Origin of the sequence: Halosegnis longus (assembly GCF_009663395.1) — an archaeon.
GTDB lineage: Archaea > Halobacteriota > Halobacteria > Halobacteriales > Haloarculaceae > Halosegnis > Halosegnis longus.
Map to the genome: position 1 here is coordinate 268,968 of NZ_QKNW01000001.1, position 16,143 is coordinate 285,110.

17 protein-coding genes and 2 tRNA genes are annotated in these 16,143 nt (G+C 66.4%); 7 read left to right on the forward strand and 12 right to left on the reverse strand.

Translation table 11 applies throughout. The features are described 5' to 3' along the window. Positions 1-90 precede the first annotated feature (90 nt). Both DM818_RS01470 and DM818_RS01475 read left to right on the forward strand, forming a co-directional pair. Complete coding sequence (locus DM818_RS01470) at positions 91-567, forward strand: halocyanin domain-containing protein (RefSeq protein ID WP_075936022.1); 477 nt, start codon at positions 91-93, stop codon at positions 565-567. A 40-nt stretch (positions 568-607) separates the two neighbouring features. Continuing rightward, positions 608-1,207 (forward strand): uracil-DNA glycosylase family protein, encoded by a 600-nt coding sequence (locus DM818_RS01475; RefSeq protein ID WP_075936021.1) that lies wholly within the window; start codon positions 608-610, stop codon positions 1,205-1,207. Here DM818_RS01475 and DM818_RS01480 read toward each other — a convergent pair. After that, positions 1,204-2,088 (reverse strand): haloalkane dehalogenase, encoded by an 885-nt coding sequence (locus tag DM818_RS01480; protein WP_153952217.1) that lies wholly within the window; start codon positions 2,086-2,088, stop codon positions 1,204-1,206. The genes DM818_RS01475 and DM818_RS01480 overlap by 4 nt on opposite strands. A gap of 76 nt (positions 2,089-2,164) precedes the next feature. Between DM818_RS01480 and DM818_RS01485 the strand changes: the two genes are divergently transcribed. Next, positions 2,165-3,478: a ubiquitin-like small modifier protein 1 gene (locus DM818_RS01485; protein ID WP_153952218.1), complete on the forward strand. Its 1,314-nt coding sequence runs from the start codon at positions 2,165-2,167 to the stop codon at positions 3,476-3,478. Here DM818_RS01485 and DM818_RS01490 read toward each other — a convergent pair. The 4 genes from DM818_RS01490 to DM818_RS01505 all read right to left on the reverse strand — a co-directional run bounded on the left by DM818_RS01490 (position 3,472) and on the right by DM818_RS01505 (position 5,135). Next, a complete protein-coding gene (locus DM818_RS01490; protein WP_153952219.1) occupies positions 3,472-4,077 on the reverse strand; it encodes a hypothetical protein in 606 nt (201 codons plus the stop codon). The two genes, DM818_RS01485 and DM818_RS01490, sit on opposite strands and share 7 nt — an antisense overlap. Before the next feature lie 311 nt (positions 4,078-4,388). Then, positions 4,389-4,462: transfer RNA gene (locus DM818_RS01495), tRNA-Arg, on the reverse strand. A 52-nt stretch (positions 4,463-4,514) separates the two neighbouring features. Continuing rightward, on the reverse strand, positions 4,515-4,799 hold the full coding sequence (locus tag DM818_RS01500) for a twin-arginine translocase TatA/TatE family subunit (RefSeq protein ID WP_075936018.1): 285 nt from the start codon (positions 4,797-4,799) through the stop codon (positions 4,515-4,517). Positions 4,800-4,907: 108 nt separating this feature from the next. Next, complete coding sequence (locus DM818_RS01505) at positions 4,908-5,135, reverse strand: twin-arginine translocase TatA/TatE family subunit (protein WP_075938365.1); 228 nt, start codon at positions 5,133-5,135, stop codon at positions 4,908-4,910. An 85-nt stretch (positions 5,136-5,220) separates the two neighbouring features. On the opposite strand from DM818_RS01505, the gene DM818_RS01510 reads away from it, so the two are divergent. Together DM818_RS01510 and DM818_RS01515 are read left to right on the forward strand one after the other, a co-directional pair. Further along, complete coding sequence (locus tag DM818_RS01510) at positions 5,221-6,030, forward strand: HD domain-containing protein (protein ID WP_075936017.1); 810 nt, start codon at positions 5,221-5,223, stop codon at positions 6,028-6,030. Positions 6,031-6,118: 88 nt separating this feature from the next. Continuing rightward, the gene (locus tag DM818_RS01515; RefSeq protein WP_123124599.1) at positions 6,119-7,369 is read left to right on the forward strand and encodes an MFS transporter; all 1,251 of its coding nucleotides are present in this window, start codon (positions 6,119-6,121) and stop codon (positions 7,367-7,369) included. On the opposite strand, the gene DM818_RS01520 is transcribed toward DM818_RS01515, so the two are convergent. The 7 genes from DM818_RS01520 to DM818_RS01550 all read right to left on the reverse strand — a co-directional run bounded on the left by DM818_RS01520 (position 7,366) and on the right by DM818_RS01550 (position 14,192). Further along, positions 7,366-7,971 (reverse strand): RAD55 family ATPase, encoded by a 606-nt coding sequence (locus DM818_RS01520; RefSeq protein WP_075936016.1) that lies wholly within the window; start codon positions 7,969-7,971, stop codon positions 7,366-7,368. The genes DM818_RS01515 and DM818_RS01520 overlap by 4 nt on opposite strands. Then, positions 7,968-8,705, reverse strand: coding sequence for a response regulator (locus tag DM818_RS01525; RefSeq protein WP_235907900.1), 738 nt, complete (start codon positions 8,703-8,705; stop codon positions 7,968-7,970). Before DM818_RS01525 ends, DM818_RS01520 begins: the two co-directional genes overlap by 4 nt. Positions 8,706-8,821: 116 nt before the next feature. Next, a tRNA-Gly gene (locus DM818_RS01530) sits at positions 8,822-8,892 on the reverse strand. 233 nt (positions 8,893-9,125) lie between these two features. Beyond that, complete coding sequence (locus tag DM818_RS01535) at positions 9,126-9,779, reverse strand: class I SAM-dependent methyltransferase (RefSeq protein WP_153952220.1); 654 nt, start codon at positions 9,777-9,779, stop codon at positions 9,126-9,128. A 37-nt stretch (positions 9,780-9,816) separates the two neighbouring features. Continuing rightward, positions 9,817-11,931: a type II secretion system F family protein gene (locus DM818_RS01540; RefSeq protein ID WP_123123968.1), complete on the reverse strand. Its 2,115-nt coding sequence runs from the start codon at positions 11,929-11,931 to the stop codon at positions 9,817-9,819. Continuing rightward, positions 11,931-13,577 (reverse strand): type II/IV secretion system ATPase subunit, encoded by a 1,647-nt coding sequence (locus DM818_RS01545; protein ID WP_079988948.1) that lies wholly within the window; start codon positions 13,575-13,577, stop codon positions 11,931-11,933. Before DM818_RS01545 ends, DM818_RS01540 begins: the two co-directional genes overlap by 1 nt. A 99-nt stretch (positions 13,578-13,676) precedes the next feature. Next, positions 13,677-14,192: a DUF7549 family protein gene (locus tag DM818_RS01550; RefSeq protein WP_075936011.1), complete on the reverse strand. Its 516-nt coding sequence runs from the start codon at positions 14,190-14,192 to the stop codon at positions 13,677-13,679. A 92-nt stretch (positions 14,193-14,284) separates the two neighbouring features. Here DM818_RS01550 and DM818_RS01555 point away from each other — a divergent pair, with 92 nt between their 5' ends. After that, entirely contained in the window at positions 14,285-14,734 is a 450-nt protein-coding gene (locus DM818_RS01555) for a DUF5793 family protein (protein ID WP_153952221.1), read from the forward strand. A gap of 37 nt (positions 14,735-14,771) precedes the next feature. Further along, complete coding sequence (locus DM818_RS01560) at positions 14,772-16,130, forward strand: phosphomannomutase (protein WP_075936009.1); 1,359 nt, start codon at positions 14,772-14,774, stop codon at positions 16,128-16,130. Positions 16,131-16,143: the final 13 nt, after the last annotated feature.

A 16,143-nucleotide genomic window follows, 5' to 3' on the forward strand; every position in this document is an offset into this window, starting at 1 on the left:
TGTACGGGCGAGGGGGCGAAGAAACCACGCGTCGGCGTGTGTCACTCACTCTCGAAGGAGACTTATTCGCGGCCGTCCCCTCCCTCCGGTATGGACGAGTCTACGTTGACCCGGCGGCGACTGCTCGGGACACTCGGAGCTGCGGGCGCTGTCGGCATTGCGGGCTGTAGCAGCGGTGGAAACGGCGGCGGGTCGACGGGGGGACCGGAGGAGCGCGTCTCGACGTTTCTCTCCAGTGGCCGCCCCGCCCGCGGCTACGACGAGATCATCGACATGACCGGGCAAGACGAGGTGGTCGTGGAGGTCGGCGCCGGCGGAAACGGGCTCGCCTTCGCGCCCGCGGCGGTCCGTATCTCCACGGAGACGACCGTCTCGTGGCAGTGGACCGGCCGCGGCGGCCGCCACAACGTCGTCGCCGCGAGCGACTCCGACTTCGACTTCCAGAGCGGGAGCCCGAAGCTAGAGGCCGACCCGTTCGAGCGGTCGTTCGACGACGCCGGCGTCGGTCTCTACTACTGTGGTCCCCACCGGTCGCTCGGCATGGAAGGGGCGCTCATCGTCGAGTAGCAGAGGCGAGCTTTTTGTCACCGACCGCCTCAGAGTCGGTGTGGAGACGGTTACGACGGAGACATCCAACCCGTTCGGGATGCGTATCGACGGCCCGGCGGTGTACGGTTACGGGGACGCCAACGCCGATTTTCACGTGTTCGGGGACTCGCCGGCTCGCCACGGCGGCGCCGAGACGGGCGTCCCGTTCACCGACGGCGAGACTGGCCGCCGGCTGCAGGCGCTCGTTCACGAACTCGGCTTTGCGGCCGACGCGTACGCCGACGAGCCGGAGCTTTCGAACCTGTATCTCTCCTACATCCATCCGGGAGAGGGTGAGCCGACCCCCGCGAGCTACGCCGACCAGGAGCGGTTTCTGGACGCGGAACTGCGAGCTATCAACGCGCACATCCTCCTGCCGGTCGGAGACCGCGCGTTCGCGTACGCGCTCGAACACCACACTTCGGTGCGCGACAAGACGGACCCGCGGACGAGTGAGATGCACGCCACCCCCGTCCGGGGGCGTGGCTTCCTCGTCATTCCGGTGAAGGAGCCGACGGAGTGGACCGAGACCGACCGCGAGCGGCTGTTCGCGACGCTGCGAGAGCTGCTCGACGGTGATTACAGACAGACGAAAGGCGTCGCGACGACGATCGGTTAGGTTCTGTCGACGAACGCGACAATCTGTTCTGCGATTTCCTCGCCGGCGTCCTCCTGCAGGAAGTGACCACCGCCCTCGATCCACACGTCGGGCTGGTCGCTCGCGGTGGGGAGATGCTCGCGCAGCGAGTCGCGGTTGTCGTGGGTAATCGGGTCGCTGTCGGAAAAGAGCACGAACGCCGGCTTCTCCCACTCGCCGAGTCGTTCGGCCGCTGCACGCGTCATCTCCGCGCCGTCGCCGCCGTTCTTGCGCGGCACCATGTCAGGCCACGCCCGCGCGCCGGCTTTCAGTTCCGGCGTCGGGTACGGGGCCTCGTAGGCGGCGAGCGTCTCGTCGCTGAGTTCGGTTACCGTCGCGTTCTGGATGAGCATGTCCAGCGGGAGGTCGTCGGTTCGCTCCACGAAGTCGCGGAACTCCTCCCACGCGTCGGGCATCTCCTGTGTGCCGGTGGGTATCCCCGTGTTCATCGGGACGAGTCGGGCGAACCGCTCCGGATTGTTCGCGGCGAGCGTCAGCCCGAGAATCCCGCCCCAGTCCTGACACACGAGGGTGATGTTCTGGAGGTCGAGGTCGGTGATGAACCGCTCGAAAGCGTCGTAATGCATCCGGAAGCTGTACTCCTCGCGGTCGGTGTACTTGTCCGAGCGACCGAAGCCGATTGCGTCGGGGACGACGACCCGGCCCCGCTCGGACAGCCCGGGAATCAGCTTCCGGTAGAGATACCCCCACGTCGGCTCGCCGTGGAGACACAGGAAGGTCTCCTCGCCCTCGCCGACGTCGACGTACGCCATCTCCGGGTCGCCGACCGAGACGCGCTCGACCGGGTAGTCGTACTCCTCGAACGGGCCGATGTCGTCGCCGCTCGCGTCGTGTAACGCCATTGGCGTCTCCACACCCGGAGCCGACAAAGGCGTTGTCCACGGGAACACTCTTCACGCGTTCCGGTGAAGCCCGTGTATGCAGATTACGTGCGAGCTTCACGGCACCGTCCGAGAGGCCTACGGGGCCAAGACCGCGACGGTCGCGCTCGATTCCGGGGCGACGGTCGGAGACCTGTTGAACACACTCGACGGCGGAAACGAGCGGGTCGCCCCGCTCGTTCGCAACGGCGACGGCGGGATTCGCCCCCACATCGCCGTCCACGTCAACGGCGAGAGCGTCGCCGCGGGCGAGGGCGCGGCGACCACGCTCGCCGGCGGCGACGAGGTGACGATTCTACCGTCCGTCTCCGGTGGGAAGCCGACGCTCCCCTTCGAGATGGAGACGGTTCGACTCGGGAACGCCGCCTTCGAGGGGTTGAACAACTGCTACGTGCTCGGACTGGAGGACGACGCCGAACTCACGCTCGTCGACACCGGCTTCCCGACCGACGAGACGCGCAGCGAACTCGACCGCGGACTCGCCGACATCGGCATCGACTTTGCTGATATCGACCGGATTCTCCTCACCCACTGGCACGGCGACCACGCCGGACTCGCCGCCGAGATTCAGGCGGCGAGCGGCTGTTCGGTCCACGTCCACGTCGACGACGCGCCGCTCGTCGACGGCTCGGAGGCGACACAGGACATGGACGACCCGGCCTTTCGTGACACGCTCACCAAGTGGGGGATGCCGCCACAGAAGCAGACGGATCTGGCGGAGTTCCTCGACGCGAACGCGGCGGCCTACACCCGGCCGACGGTCGAGACGTTCACCGACGGCGACCGGTTCGATCTCGGGAGCGTCGAACTCGAAGCCGTCCACCTCCCGGGCCACACCGTCGGTCTCTGCGGCTTCGCCTTCGACGGCCACGACGGGAGAGAGCTATTTTCCGGCGATGCACTGCTTCCCTACTACACCCCGAACGTCGGCGGAGCCGACGTGCGCGTCACCGAACCACTCGCGGCGTATCTCGACACGCTCGTCCGCATCATCGACGGCGAGTACGAGCGAGCGTGGCCCGGTCACCGCGGGGCCATCGTCGACCCGACCGGCCGCGCAGCCGACATCATCGACCACCACCGCGAGCGAACCGAGCGGGTGGTCGACGTGCTCGCCGACGGTCCCGCGACGCCGTGGGAGGTGTCGGCCGAACTGTTCGGATCGCTCCACGCGATTCACATCCTCCACGGGCCGGGCGAGGCGTTCGCCCACCTGAACCACCTCGAAGACGCCGGCCTCGCGGCGCGTGACGGCCGAGCGTACGAACTCACGACGACGAATCCGGCGACTACAGAGTTGTTCCCGACGGTCGCCGACCGACTCCGCCCGGGCTACGAGCCCGTTCACTGAGTCTGCCACCGCCGCCCGGCGAGCAGACAGACGGCCCCGAGCAGGAGTGCGGCCGGCGTGAGCGTCGCGGGAAGGATGGGGTACGCCGTCTCGACGGCGGCGTACGGCGAGCGTTCGAGCGTCGTCACGAGCCACGAGACCGCCTCGGGACCGGCGTAGGGAACGAGACAGAAGCCGACGGCGATGGCCGCGGTCGTCCCGCCGGTGACGAAACCGGTCAGCGCACACAGCTCCTCGACGACGAGTATCGTCTCGGCGCGCTCGTCCGAGAGGGAGTCGCTGTGCTCTCTGAGCACACCGAGTATCGACAACACGAGCGCGACGAGCGCGAGCATCGCTAACGCGGTGAGCGCGACCAGACTCGTGTACGTCGGGACCGTTCCGGGGTCGACCAAGATGTTCATTCCGTCCGGAGAGACGAACGCGAAGACGCCGACTGCGACGCCGAACGCGAACAGCACCACGCCGAGCCGCTGGAGCTTCTCTGCGAGCGACCACGGAAACACCGAGACGCGCTGGACGCGGAGCCGTTCGTACGCAGACCCCTCCGTCAGCGCGGCGGCGACCGGGTCGTCGTCACGCGTGTCATCGGTACGCATTACCATAATTCAGGTGAGCGAGCCAAAAAACGCTGTCCCGAACTCCGGCAGACGCAACGGAAAACAGACGCGGCGCGAGTAGAAATCGCCACCGATGAGACGAGTTGAGTCGTATCGAACGAAAACCGGACGCGGCGGGAGTGAGCAAACGCGAAGCGTTTGCGAGCTACGCCGCGGCCGCGACGAGCGAAGCGAGGAGCGGACGCGGCGGGATTCGAACCACGGTCGGACGTGCTCGCTTCGCTGCGCGCGACCTCCCTGATTCGAATCCCTTGGAGACGTTTTCACGCCTCGCTTCGCTCGGCGGAAAACGGACGCGGCGGGATTCGAACCCGCGATCTAGAGGTTAGGAACCGCTCGCCTTGGTCCACTAGGCCACGCGCCCTCACTGGAGCGTTGCCACTCTGGGGCAAAACGATTGTGAACAAGGAAGTGGCTCAGTTCTTGTCCGTCGACTCCTCGAACTCCACGTCTTCGTCCTCGGCGTACTCCTCGCGCGTCTCCTCGATTTCCTCCTCGCTCGCGCCGCTTTCTCGCATCTCCTGTAGCTCCTGTTCGACCTCCTCGCGGCCCTTCTGGAACTCTCCCATCGCCTCACCCGTCGAGCGGGCGAGCTTCGGAATCTTGTTTGCACCGAACAGGAGCACCGCGATACCGAGGATGATGAGCAGCTCCGGACCGGCAGGAATCCCGAACTGTGCTGGAACAAGTGTCTCGAACATCTATATCTGAAGGTACTCCCTTGCGACTATATGCTTTTTCCTCGCCGCGGAGCCGACAGATACCGTCGCGACGCTCGCCGTCGGGGAGAATCGAGGGTAACAGCCGAGTCAGTCTGCGGTCTCGGTCGCTGACTCGTCGCCGTCGGCGCGCACCTCGTCGAGTTCCTGTTGGATATCCGCACGGCCCTTCTGGAACTCACCCATCGCCTCGCCCGACGAGCGGGCGAGCTTCGGAATCTTGTTCGCGCCAAACAGGAGCACGGCGACGGCGAGGACGATGAGCAGTTCCGGGCCGGCGGGGATGCCGAACTGTGCTGGAACAAGTGTCTCGAACATGATGTACACCGACGAGTTCGGGGGTGGCGTTGTAGCTCTTTCCCGGTGGGCGAACGCTTTTCGCCGTCGCGTGGCTCCCCACAGTGTGAGCCGACTCGACGACGACACACCGCGATACGACCCGGCTGCCGCCCACGCCTTCCCCGACGAGCGACTGAACGACGTGCTCGAAGCCGTCGCCGACGACGAGGAGATACAGGCGTATCTCGACGCACAGAACGTCAACCCGGTCCAACGGAAAGGGTACAACGACCACGGCGCGAAACACATCGAAATCGTCCGCGACCGCGCGCTGTGTCTGTATGACCTGCTCAAGAAGCACGACGTGGAGTTCAACGGCGCACGCCAACAGGGACTCGACGAGGCCGACGAGCCGGTCATCGTCGCGCTGGCGGCGACGCTCCACGATATCGGCCACGTCGTCCACCGCGACGACCACCCCTACTACTCCATTCCGCTCGCGGCGGATATCCTCGAACGACTCCTCCCCGACTTCTACGACACCACAGAGCGCGTGAAGGTGACCGGCGAAATCCTCCACGCCATCCTCTGTCACCACACCGAGGAGACGCCGCTCACCCTCGAAGCCGGCGTCGTCCGCGTGGCGGACGCACTCGACATGGAGCGGGGCCGCTCTCGGATTCCGTACGAGCGCGGCGGTCGCGGGATCAACACGCTCTCCTCGCAGGCGATTGAGGGCGTCTCGCTGACGAGCGACGACGGCCACGTCGTCGTCGAAATCGAGATGACGAACGCCGCCGGCGTCTACCAGGTGGACGAGCTATTGACGGCGAAGCTGCGCGACTCGGGACTGGAGTCACACGTCCGCGTCGTCGCCATCAACACCCACAGCGGGGACGGCGACGAGCAGTTGGTCGAGCGCATCGAGCTGTGAGAGGTAGCGAGTCTTTTGTGGCTGCCGTGTGTCAGTTCGAACTGTGGGCTCGTCGCTTCGCGTCTTCAGGGACCCGGAGTTCCTGGCGATGTCGGGGACCGCCTTCGCCCGCGCGCAGGCGTACTCGACGGTCGCCATCGCGCTCGCCCTGTACGCCGGTATCTTCGACGTTAGCTCGACGGTCGAGGGGCTGTTCGGGACGGCGTTTGCACTCGTCCAGCTCATCATCGTCTTACCGCTCGGCCGCGCCATCGACACCGGCAACGCAAAGCGGTGGCTGCTGTTCGGACTCGGGCTGAACGTCGTCGTCTTCTTCGGCTTCATGGCCATCTCGAACGTGGCCGGCGTCATCGTGATGCGCGTTTTCCAGGGTATCGCGGCGAGCATCCTCTGGCTCACCGGCTCGACGGTCATCGGTGAAATCTCCGGCGAGGACGAACAGGGGCTGTGGCTCGGCACCTACAATCAGGTCGGAGCCTTCTCCTCGCTCTTTGGCGACCTCGTCGGCGGGGCGATACTCGCCGTCTTCGGGTTCACCGCCGCCTACAGCGTGCTCGCCGGCGTTACCCTCGCGGCCGGCACGCTGGTCTACTTCGTCCTGCGCGACAACCCCGGCGGGAAGAAAGACCCCGAGGAAGCCACCGGCCGCGAGACGCTTGAATCGCTGCTCTCCCTGCCGACCGTGCGCGCGCTCGTCGGCTTCCGGTTCGGACTCTCCTTCGGGAAGATGGCCGTCATCACGTTCCTCCCCATCTACGCGCACACGGAGTTCGGGATGAACCCCTTCATCGTCGGGGGCCTCCTCGCCGGCGGCAAGCTGACGAAGGCGCTCACGCAGGGGTACGTCGGCGACCTCACCGACCGGTGGGGGAACAAACACCTGTTCATCGCGACGGGCGCGGTGTTGTACGCCGTCGGCGCGCTCTTGATTCCGCTCGCCGGTGTTGCGCGCGGCACGATTCCCGGCGTGACCCTCACGCTCCCCGACATCCCGAACGCGCCCGCGGGGGCCATCGACCTCCCGCCGGCGTTCTTCGTTCTCTCGGGAGCCTACATGGTGTGTGGCATCGCGGACTCGATTCGGCTCCCCGCGAGCATGGCGATGTTCGTCGAGGAGGGCGAGAAGTTCGACGCCGTCGGGGGAGCCTTCTCGCTGCGCTCGGTGGCGTGGAAGGTCGGCCAGGTCGTCGGACCGGTGACGGTCGGATACGTCTGGGACGCAACGAGCGTCGGCGTCGCCTTCGGACTTGCGGCGATCCTCATCGTCGCCGCGACGGGGGTGTTCCTGGTCGTGTACGAGACACCGACACCGGGGCCGGAACCGACCGTCGGCGATTAGCTGTAGCCGCTGCCGCGCAACGCGATGTCATCTTCCTCGATGGTGGCCTCGCTGTCGAACAGCGTGCGAATCGTGTTCGTCTCCTGCTCGTCGTGCATCCCCGGCTGGAGCGTGAAGATGCCGAACAGGCCAGCGGAGTCGAGCCGGCTCGTGAACACGTGGAGGAACCGGAACACCGTCTGCACGTCGGCGTACATCAACAGCGTGGAGACGGAGTCGATGACGACACGCGCCTCCGTCGCCGCCCCCCGCTCTTCGAGCAGCTGGAGCTGCTTGGCGAAGGCGAGGCTCAAGCCGGTCAGGTCGCCCGGCGAGCCGACCGCACGCACCGAGACGCCGTCGATTTCGCCGTCGTCGCCGTCGCCGGACACGTCGACGATGGCGAACCGTTCGGCCGGGATGTCGATGCGTTCGCCCAGCGCGTCCAGGATGCGGCGGGGCGACTTGTTCGTGCTGATGAACACGGCCGCCTCACCGTCGGCGAGTCCCTCGGCGACGGCGTCGTAGACCCGCTCGCGCGCCTGCGACGCGTCGCCCGAGACGAGCACGCTCGTCCCCTCCGAGAAGGTGACCTCACCGAAGCCGCTCACGTCGTAGCTCATTGGGTATCCCCCTCCGTCTCGTCTTCGTCGTCGGGGTCGTCTTCCAGGTCGCGAACCATCGCGACCATCTCGGTGTCGTCGATTTCCGCGAGCGAGTCGTCCAGTTCAGACCGGAGCGTTTTGATCTCATCCGTGAGCGATGCGTACTCGTCGCTGGCGGCGAGTTCGGACTCGGACTTGCTCGACTGGAGCAGCGACTGCTTGCGGGTCAACGCGTACAGCCGCCGGCTCATGTCGGCGATGTTCTCGCGTTCCGCGAGCTCCGTCACGGTGTCGATGAGCGTCTCGCGCTCGATCGGCTTCGTGAGATACTCGTCGAACCCCATTCCGATGATATCGAAGTCCGGTTCGACGGCAGTCACCATCGCGACCCGACAGCTGTTCGATCGGCTCCGTATCTCCGACAACACTTCGTCGCCGGTCATCTCGGGCATCAGTCGGTCCAGGAGAACGACATCGACCGTCTCGTCGAGAATATCGAGCGCCTGCGAGCCGCTCGATGCGGTCTTCACGTCGAACTGCGAGGTGAGCCAGCGGGAGTAGATATCGAGAAGTGCCTCCTCGTCTTCGACGAGCAACACGGTCGTCTCATCCACACCCATCTTGTGACACCTTACTCGGGCACTCCTTATGAAGACCGTGGCTATCGGTTCGTCACGGTCGGCCAGCAGCCCGGAGCGAGCACTCGCGGAGCCGTCGTGAACCGCGCCAGCGGTCGAGCACGTTGCGCTCACGGGTCGCGACCACGCTCACCCCCCGGTCGAGGGCGCGCTTGACGGCCACGTTGCCACGTGTGCAACGGACACGGGGACGGTACCTCGGCAAGTGCGCTCATGAGTCGAGAAGGCCATGTGCCGGCCGGGAATTGAACCCGGATCGTTGGCTTGGAAGGCCAAAGTCATACCATTAGACCACCGGCACTCGTTCACTGCGTTCACTCGTGCCGTCGTTCGCAATCCCTGCGGGATTGCTCACCACCGGCACTCTCGTCGTGTTCGTGGCACCGGTCGTCTCGCGTGGACGTAACGACCGGTACCGCGGTGTGATTGTGTCGTGGTCGTGCTCTCGTCGGCACGCACGTCGACACATGTGTCGTGAACCGACGGCCGGAGACCGTCCGTTCCCACACTCACCTCAGCGTACCGCGTCTACCCCTATGTGCGTTTCCCTTCACACCCGACAACGGCAAAGCAGTTGCCGTCCTCGGTGAACGTCCGTTCGACCGCGAGGTCACTCGCAGCGAGGTCGCGTTCGAACTCGTCGGGGTCGTAGATGTGGTAGTACCGGGGGACGGTGTCGCCGCCCGGCAGCGTCCAGTCGACCACCGTGTCGAACCCCTCCGTCTCGTCGAACGTCGAGTGAGTCGTCGACCACACGCTCACGAGCGCACGGCCACCCGGCGCGAGCACGCGCGCGAGCTCGTCCAGACTCGCCCGCCGCGTCGCCTGGGAATCGAGATGGTGGAGGGTGGCGATGTAGACGCCGATATCGACGCTGTCGGCCGCGAAGGGTAGCCGGTTGACGCTCCCCTGTACCCAGTCGGCGTCGTAGTCGGTTGCGCGCTCGACGGCCACTCCGAGCAGTTCCCGCGAGAGGTCGAGTCCGATGGCTCGGTCACAGCAGTCGGCGAGCAGTTCCACGTGGCGGCCGTTGCCACAGCCGAGGGCGACGCCGACGGCACCCGACCGACCGTCCAGAAACGCCGGAATCTGCGGCCACGGGTGGGCGCGCGTCCGCGAGAAGTGGTCCGCGATGCGGTCGTACGTCGCCCTGACGCTTGCCGCGTCGGCGACCGCGCTCGGCTCCATACCACGGCTGGGGAAGCCGGCCGTTTAGCCCGTTCGCTTAGACGCCGATGCCGCTGCCGCCGAACGCCGAGGTGAATCGCGCGATGCCGCCGTTCGCGCTCACCCACTGGATGGCGAGGAAGACGAGGTACGAGAGCAGTAGCATGACGCTGGCGTGTTTCAGCCCGTCGCGCAACGTCCCTTCGGACATCTGCCCGCCGACGATACCCGACATCGCGCTCTGGACGATACCCGCGTGGATGAACACGAGCGCGTAGGCGTCTTTTTGCTCCTCGGTGATACCCTGAATCGGCGCGGCTCCCGCCCCCTCGGCGGAGAACTCGCCGGCCGTCGGCAGGTTCGGAATCAACACGAGCACGATGACGCCCACGACGAGCAGAAACACCATGAACGAGATGTAGATGACGACGAGATACGTCATGGTCTCCTGCTGGCGGCGGCGCTTCAGCTGCTGGTCTGAACGCGCCTGGTTCGCCGCGATGCGCAACACCGGCCCGATTTCGTTCGACGCGCGCATCGAGTTGGTCAACAGCGTCGTCACGCGGGTCGTCGAGGGGGTCTTCACGCGCGTCTCGAACCGGTCGAGCGCCTCCTCGACGGTCGCGCCCCACTGGATATCACGCCAGATGCGCTTTGCTTCGTCGTCGAGCGACCCCATGTCGCTGCGGTGGATGCGCTCGAACGACGTGACGACCGACAGCCCCGCCTCGTTGAGACTCGCCAGCCGGTCGAGCATATCCGGCAGCGAGGAGGCGACCTTCTGGACGCGGCGGTTCCCGATTTCGTAGACGATGCCGAAGGTGACGACGACGAACAGCGTCGCCTGAATCACGGCGTCGTCGAAGGTGCGCACGTCGAGCATCCCGCCCGTGAGCGGGGCGGTCAAGTCGAGATAGCTCGGTGCCTGCACCAGCACGAACAGCCCCGCGAGGGGTACGGTCACGTACAACAGCAGTTCGGGCCGGTCGATGATGTTCTCGACCGGATTCGAGAGGAACCGTCGGAACCGGCCCACGCGGCGGTGGATGCGGAGCCGGAGGATGTTCTCTCGCACCTCGGGCGTGCGGACGCCGCCGTCTGGAATCGCGTCGACGCCGACGCTCGGGCGCTCGCGCGACTGCTCGGCTGCAGCGCCCCGGAGCGGCTGGGTGATATCCGACAGATACGCGATAAAGGCGACGTTCAACGCCGGCAAGACGAGATACGTGATGACGCGAATCGGGACGAGCGTCCCGCCGGTCGTCAGCCCCATGATGAGCAGAATCGTCACCAGAAATAGCATGCCGGCGACGACGATAGTGACGTAAATCTCGGCGGCGGTCGCCAACACGTCCAGAATCTCCTGTTGGCGCTCCTCGGCTTCCTCGCGGTAGCGCTCGTACTCGTCGTGCAGAAACTCCGAGAGGTCCTGGCCCGACTGGAGGACGCTGGTGAGGTTCTCCGTGAAGCTCTCGAACTGGTCGGACGGCGTCCGGTCGGAGATGTCGCGAATCGAGGAGACCAGGTCGGCCCCGAACAGATTGATGTTCCGAGATGCGACCTCGAACTCCTCGGCTCCGGTGCCGAACACGTCCTTGTTGTCGGCGATGGTCTCCATCACCTTCGGGAACGGCATCCCGCCGCGCGAGAGCGCGTAGACGAACGCGACCATCCGGGGCATCCCGGCGTCGATTTCCCGGGCGCGGGAGTCGGCTCTGACCGCCGGCACCTGCCAGCGGAGCACGTACGACAGCCCGGCGGCACCTCCGCCGAAGACGGTGCCGCCGACGAGCAGCAACACGAAGTGGAGGACGCCGAACCCCTGCAGAACGGGCGGCAGGGTGTCGACGACCGGAGCGCCGCCGAGCCGCTCGATGCCGACGACTCGGATGATGCCGCCGGTGGCGTAGCCGCCGACGACGACCCCGGCGAGCGCCGCGAGACTCGTGTACGTCAGCGTCTTGGCCTGGTAGATGCGGTACGGCTCGCCGATGCCGGCCGCACGGAGCGTTCGCTCCCGCTCGGTGTCGGGCGGAATGTTCGGCCCGTCGAAGGCGACCCAGCCGACGCGGCTGAACAGCCGTTCCAGCCACCGGACCGTCGGCGCGACGGCCAACAGCACGAACAGCGCGAGCGCGAACAACAGGGGGACGAAGACGAGCGGCGAGACCATCAGTCGTCGCTTGCCTCTGCGGTCACCGGTGGCTGGTCGGTGTCGCCGTCGGTATCGATACCGAGCGCGTCCATCGTCGCCTCGGCGTCGGCGTAGTACTCGTTGACCAGCGCCGTGAACTGCTGGTAGTTCGTGATGTTCTCGTCGCGGAGATGCGAGAGGAACCGGCGGCGGCGGCGCATCTCCTCTAACAGCTCACCCTGTGACCAGCCGCGCTCGCGGCGAATCTCGTCGAGCAGGTTCCGATTCCCGACCGAGAAGGAGTCGTCGGTCGTCGACCACTCGAAGGCGTTGGAGTAGTCGAGTTCGCCCGTCCGCTGGTCGATTCCGTCGATTTCGGAGATGGTCTTCGACCGGCGCACTCGTTCGCCGTCGAGTCGCGCGAGCACCTGCACACAGAGCACGTCGAGCGACTGCACCATCGGTCGCGGGACGTTGATGGGTTCGTTTTCGAGCCGGTTGATGACCGTCTGCACCGAGTCGGCGTGCATCGTCGACAGCGTCGTGTGGCCGGTGTTCATCGCCTGGAAGAGCGTGATCGCCTCTTCGCCGCGCACCTCGCCCACGAGGATGTACTCCGGGCGGTGTCGGAGCGCAGAGCGCAGGAGGTCGTACATCGTCACGTCCGACTCCTCGTCGAGCCGGTCGCGGGTCACCGAGGAGAGCCAGTTGTCGTGGTACAGCGAAAGCTCCCGGGTGTCCTCGATGGTGATGAGCTTCGAGCGGGGCGGGATGAACATCGAGATGGCGTTCATCGAGGTGGTCTTGCCCGACGCCGTACCGCCGGCGAAGATGATGTTCTTGTTGTTCTCGATAGCGATCCACAGGTAGGCCATCTGCTGGAGCGAGAAGGTGCCGAACTGGAGGAGGTCGATTGGCGTGAACGGCTCCTCGCTGTACTTCCGGATGGTGAACGCCGACCCGTGGGGAGTGACTTCCTCGCCGAGCGTGAGCTCCGCACGCGAACCGTCTTGGAGCGTGGTTCCGACGATTGGGTTCCCGACCGAGATGTGTTGGCCCGCCTGCTGGGCCATTCGGATGACGAAGGAGTCGAGTGCCTCCTCGCCGAACGAGACCGTCGTCGCGATGTCCTGGTAGTCGTCGTGGTAGGCGTACAGCGGAATCTCGTAGCCGTCACACGAGATGTCCTCGATGTTGCTGTCGTGCATCAGCGGGTCGAGGCGACCGAAGCCGCGGAACCGTCGCCACAGATAATACACGAGCGCGTGGAAGCCGGCCGGCGAGAGCACGACGCCGTAATCCTCGATGCGGTCGCGCAGTTCCTCCCGCAGCAAGGCTTCGGGGTCGTCGTTCTCCTGTCTCTCGCGGTAGAGCAGGGGGTTGCGAACGTCGTCGTACAGCGAATCCAACAGCGCGGCCTGGTCGTCGGTGAGCGTCGGCTCGACGACGTGGTAGCGGTGTTCGTTCTCGTCGTCGTCGTAGCGGATGGAGGCGTACGAGAAGGGGGCGTTGAGCCAGTAGCGTTCCACCTCGTAGCCGACGGCGTCGATGGGGTCGTCGGGGACGAGTCGGCTGTGGCGACGCGGCGAGTAGTTCTCGTCGGTGAGTTGAGAACCGCGGATGACCGAGAGCACGCGCTCGAATATCGCCTTGAACCCCTCCTCGTCGCTGGCGTCGACGCGCATCTGGTCGCTCAGGTCCGGCGTGGATTCTGACATTCGGTGAGTGCCTCCCAGCGGTGTTGTCGTATGTGACCGCTCCGAGTACTTAAACACACGCGGCCGTCACGCCTGCTCGCCGGGCTGGGTGTGGGTACCGAGGAGGGTGACGCCCAACAGCGGGACCAGCACGGCACCGACGGGGATAGCGACCCCGGGAGCCGACTGGAAGATGCGGACCGTGGAGACGAGGAGACAGCCGCCGGCGAGGGTCAACAGCCCGCCCATCACGCGGACTGGCGAGACGGGAAGCCGTCGTTCGACGGCGTCCTCGCGGCTGTAGTAGACCAGCGAGAAGAGGAAGGCGACACCGACGAGGACTGCCCCGGCGAGCCAGACGTAGTAGGCGGTCTGGAGCGCGGCGTTCGACCCTTCCAGCCCCGGCGCGGCCCAGACGGGGACCAACAGGTCGACGTTCAGGTCCGCGCCGAAGAGAAACTGGAACATCGCGACCGGGAACCGGACGGTGATGAGCGAGACTCCCTCGTTGGTCGCGAACGAGACCGACCACGGGAGCAGCGTAGCGAGCCACGCGGAGACGACGGCGAGTTCGCCGGCGTGGTCCGATTCGACCCATGACATACTCCGAGGGGGACGCGTCGTCGGTAAAAGGTACCGACAGTCGCCTGCCGCCCCCGTTACGTTCTTCCGCGCGCGCCACGAAGCTATTACAGATGCGGCGCGACTACTTCACAATCGACGCAAGCAATCTCGACACGCCGGGGGTGCCGACGGTCGCAATCGACTTCGAAGGGCCGACCGAACAGCTGGTCGAGCGACTCACACGCACCGACGGCGAACCGCTCGCGAGCGACGAAATGGACGTCGCCTTCCGCCTCCAGGGGCCGGTCGAGGACGACCCCGAGGGCGTCGTCGCGGTGACGAACCGCGTCACCGGCGAGTTCGTCCTCGAACTCAACGCCGACAGCGAGGACGTGCTCAAGTTCATCGAGGCGGCCCGCGAGTACGGCAAGGAGGCCGGCGAGTCCCACCGCTACCGGATTCGCGTGAGTATCGACGGCGACCAACTGCTCGAACAGGAGAAGGGAACCTTCCTCGTGTACGACGCCAACGGCGACCTCCTGCGCCACCACTCGCTGATTCCCAGCGGCGTCGAACTGTAGTCGGTATGCTTGATACGTCGCGCCGAGAACGGACCGTATGACACGGTTCGGAACGGCTGGCATCCGGGGGAGCGTACACACAGAGGTCACCCCTAACCTCGCGCTCGGCGTCGGCCGGGCGACCGCGATACAGGCGCGTGAGACGACCGACACCCCGACGGTCGTCGTCGGGCGAGACGGCCGGACGACTGGGTCGGCACTCGCCGACGCGCTCGCCGCCGGGCTTCAGTCCGGCGGGGCAGACGTGGTTCGGCTCGGACAGGTCCCGACGCCGGCGCTCGCGTTCGCCTCGCAGGGACAACGCGGCGTCATGGTGACCGCGAGCCACAACCCCCCGACAGACAACGGGCTGAAACTGTTCGTCGACGGCGAGGAGTACGACCGCGAGCTGGAGGAGACCATCGAAGGGTTGGTGACGAGCGAGGAGCCGCCCGTCGCGTGGGACCGGTTCGGCGAGAGCGAACGGGCGAGCGTGCTCTCAGAGTACCGCGAGGCCGTCGCGACCTACGCCGAGCAGTTCGGAGCCGACCCGACCGGCGTTCGCGTGGCCGTCGACTGCGGGACGGGCATGGCCAGCGTCGCGGCCCCGCAGGTGTTGCGGGCGCTCGGAGCGGACGTGGTCGCGTTGAACGCGCAGGTGGACGGCCACTTCCCCGCCCGCGAGTCGAAGCCGACGGCCGAGACGCTGACCGACCTCCGGGCGTTCGTGCGCGACGGCGAGTTCGACTTCGGAATCGGTCACGACGGGGACGCGGACCGCATCGTCATCGTCGACAGCGGGGGCGAGGTCGTCCACGAGGACACGGTGCTCGCGGTCGTCGCGGGCCGATACGTGCAAGAAAGCGAGGCCGCGGACCCGGTGGTCGTGACGACGCCGAACGCCTCGGCCCGCATCGACGAACACGTCCGGGCCAGCGGCGGACGCACCGAGCGCGTCCGGCTGGGCGCACTCCACGAGGGCGTCGCGACCGCCTACGAGACCGGCGCGGAGGGCACCGAGGTGGTGTTCGCGGCCGAGCCGTGGAAGCACGTCCACACGCAGTTCGGCTCGTGGATCGACGGCGTCGCGAGCGCGGCTGTGCTCACCCGACTCGTCGCGGAGGCCGGACTCGACGCGCTCCGCGAGCCGATTACGGAGCGCCCCTACCGGAAGGTGTCGATTCCGTGTCCGGACGACGAGAAGGAGCGCGTGATGGCGGCCGTCGAGACGGCGCTGCCGGAGGCGTTCCCCGAGGCGAGCATCGACACCGAGTACGGCGTCCGTATCGAGCGCGACGACGCCTCGTGGGCGCTCGTCCGCCCGTCTGGCACCGAGCCGTACATCCGGCTGTACGCCGAGGCCGACGACGTGGACGCCCTCGTCGCGTCGGTGCGTGATGTCATCGAAAGCGTATAACAGTACCATGCGT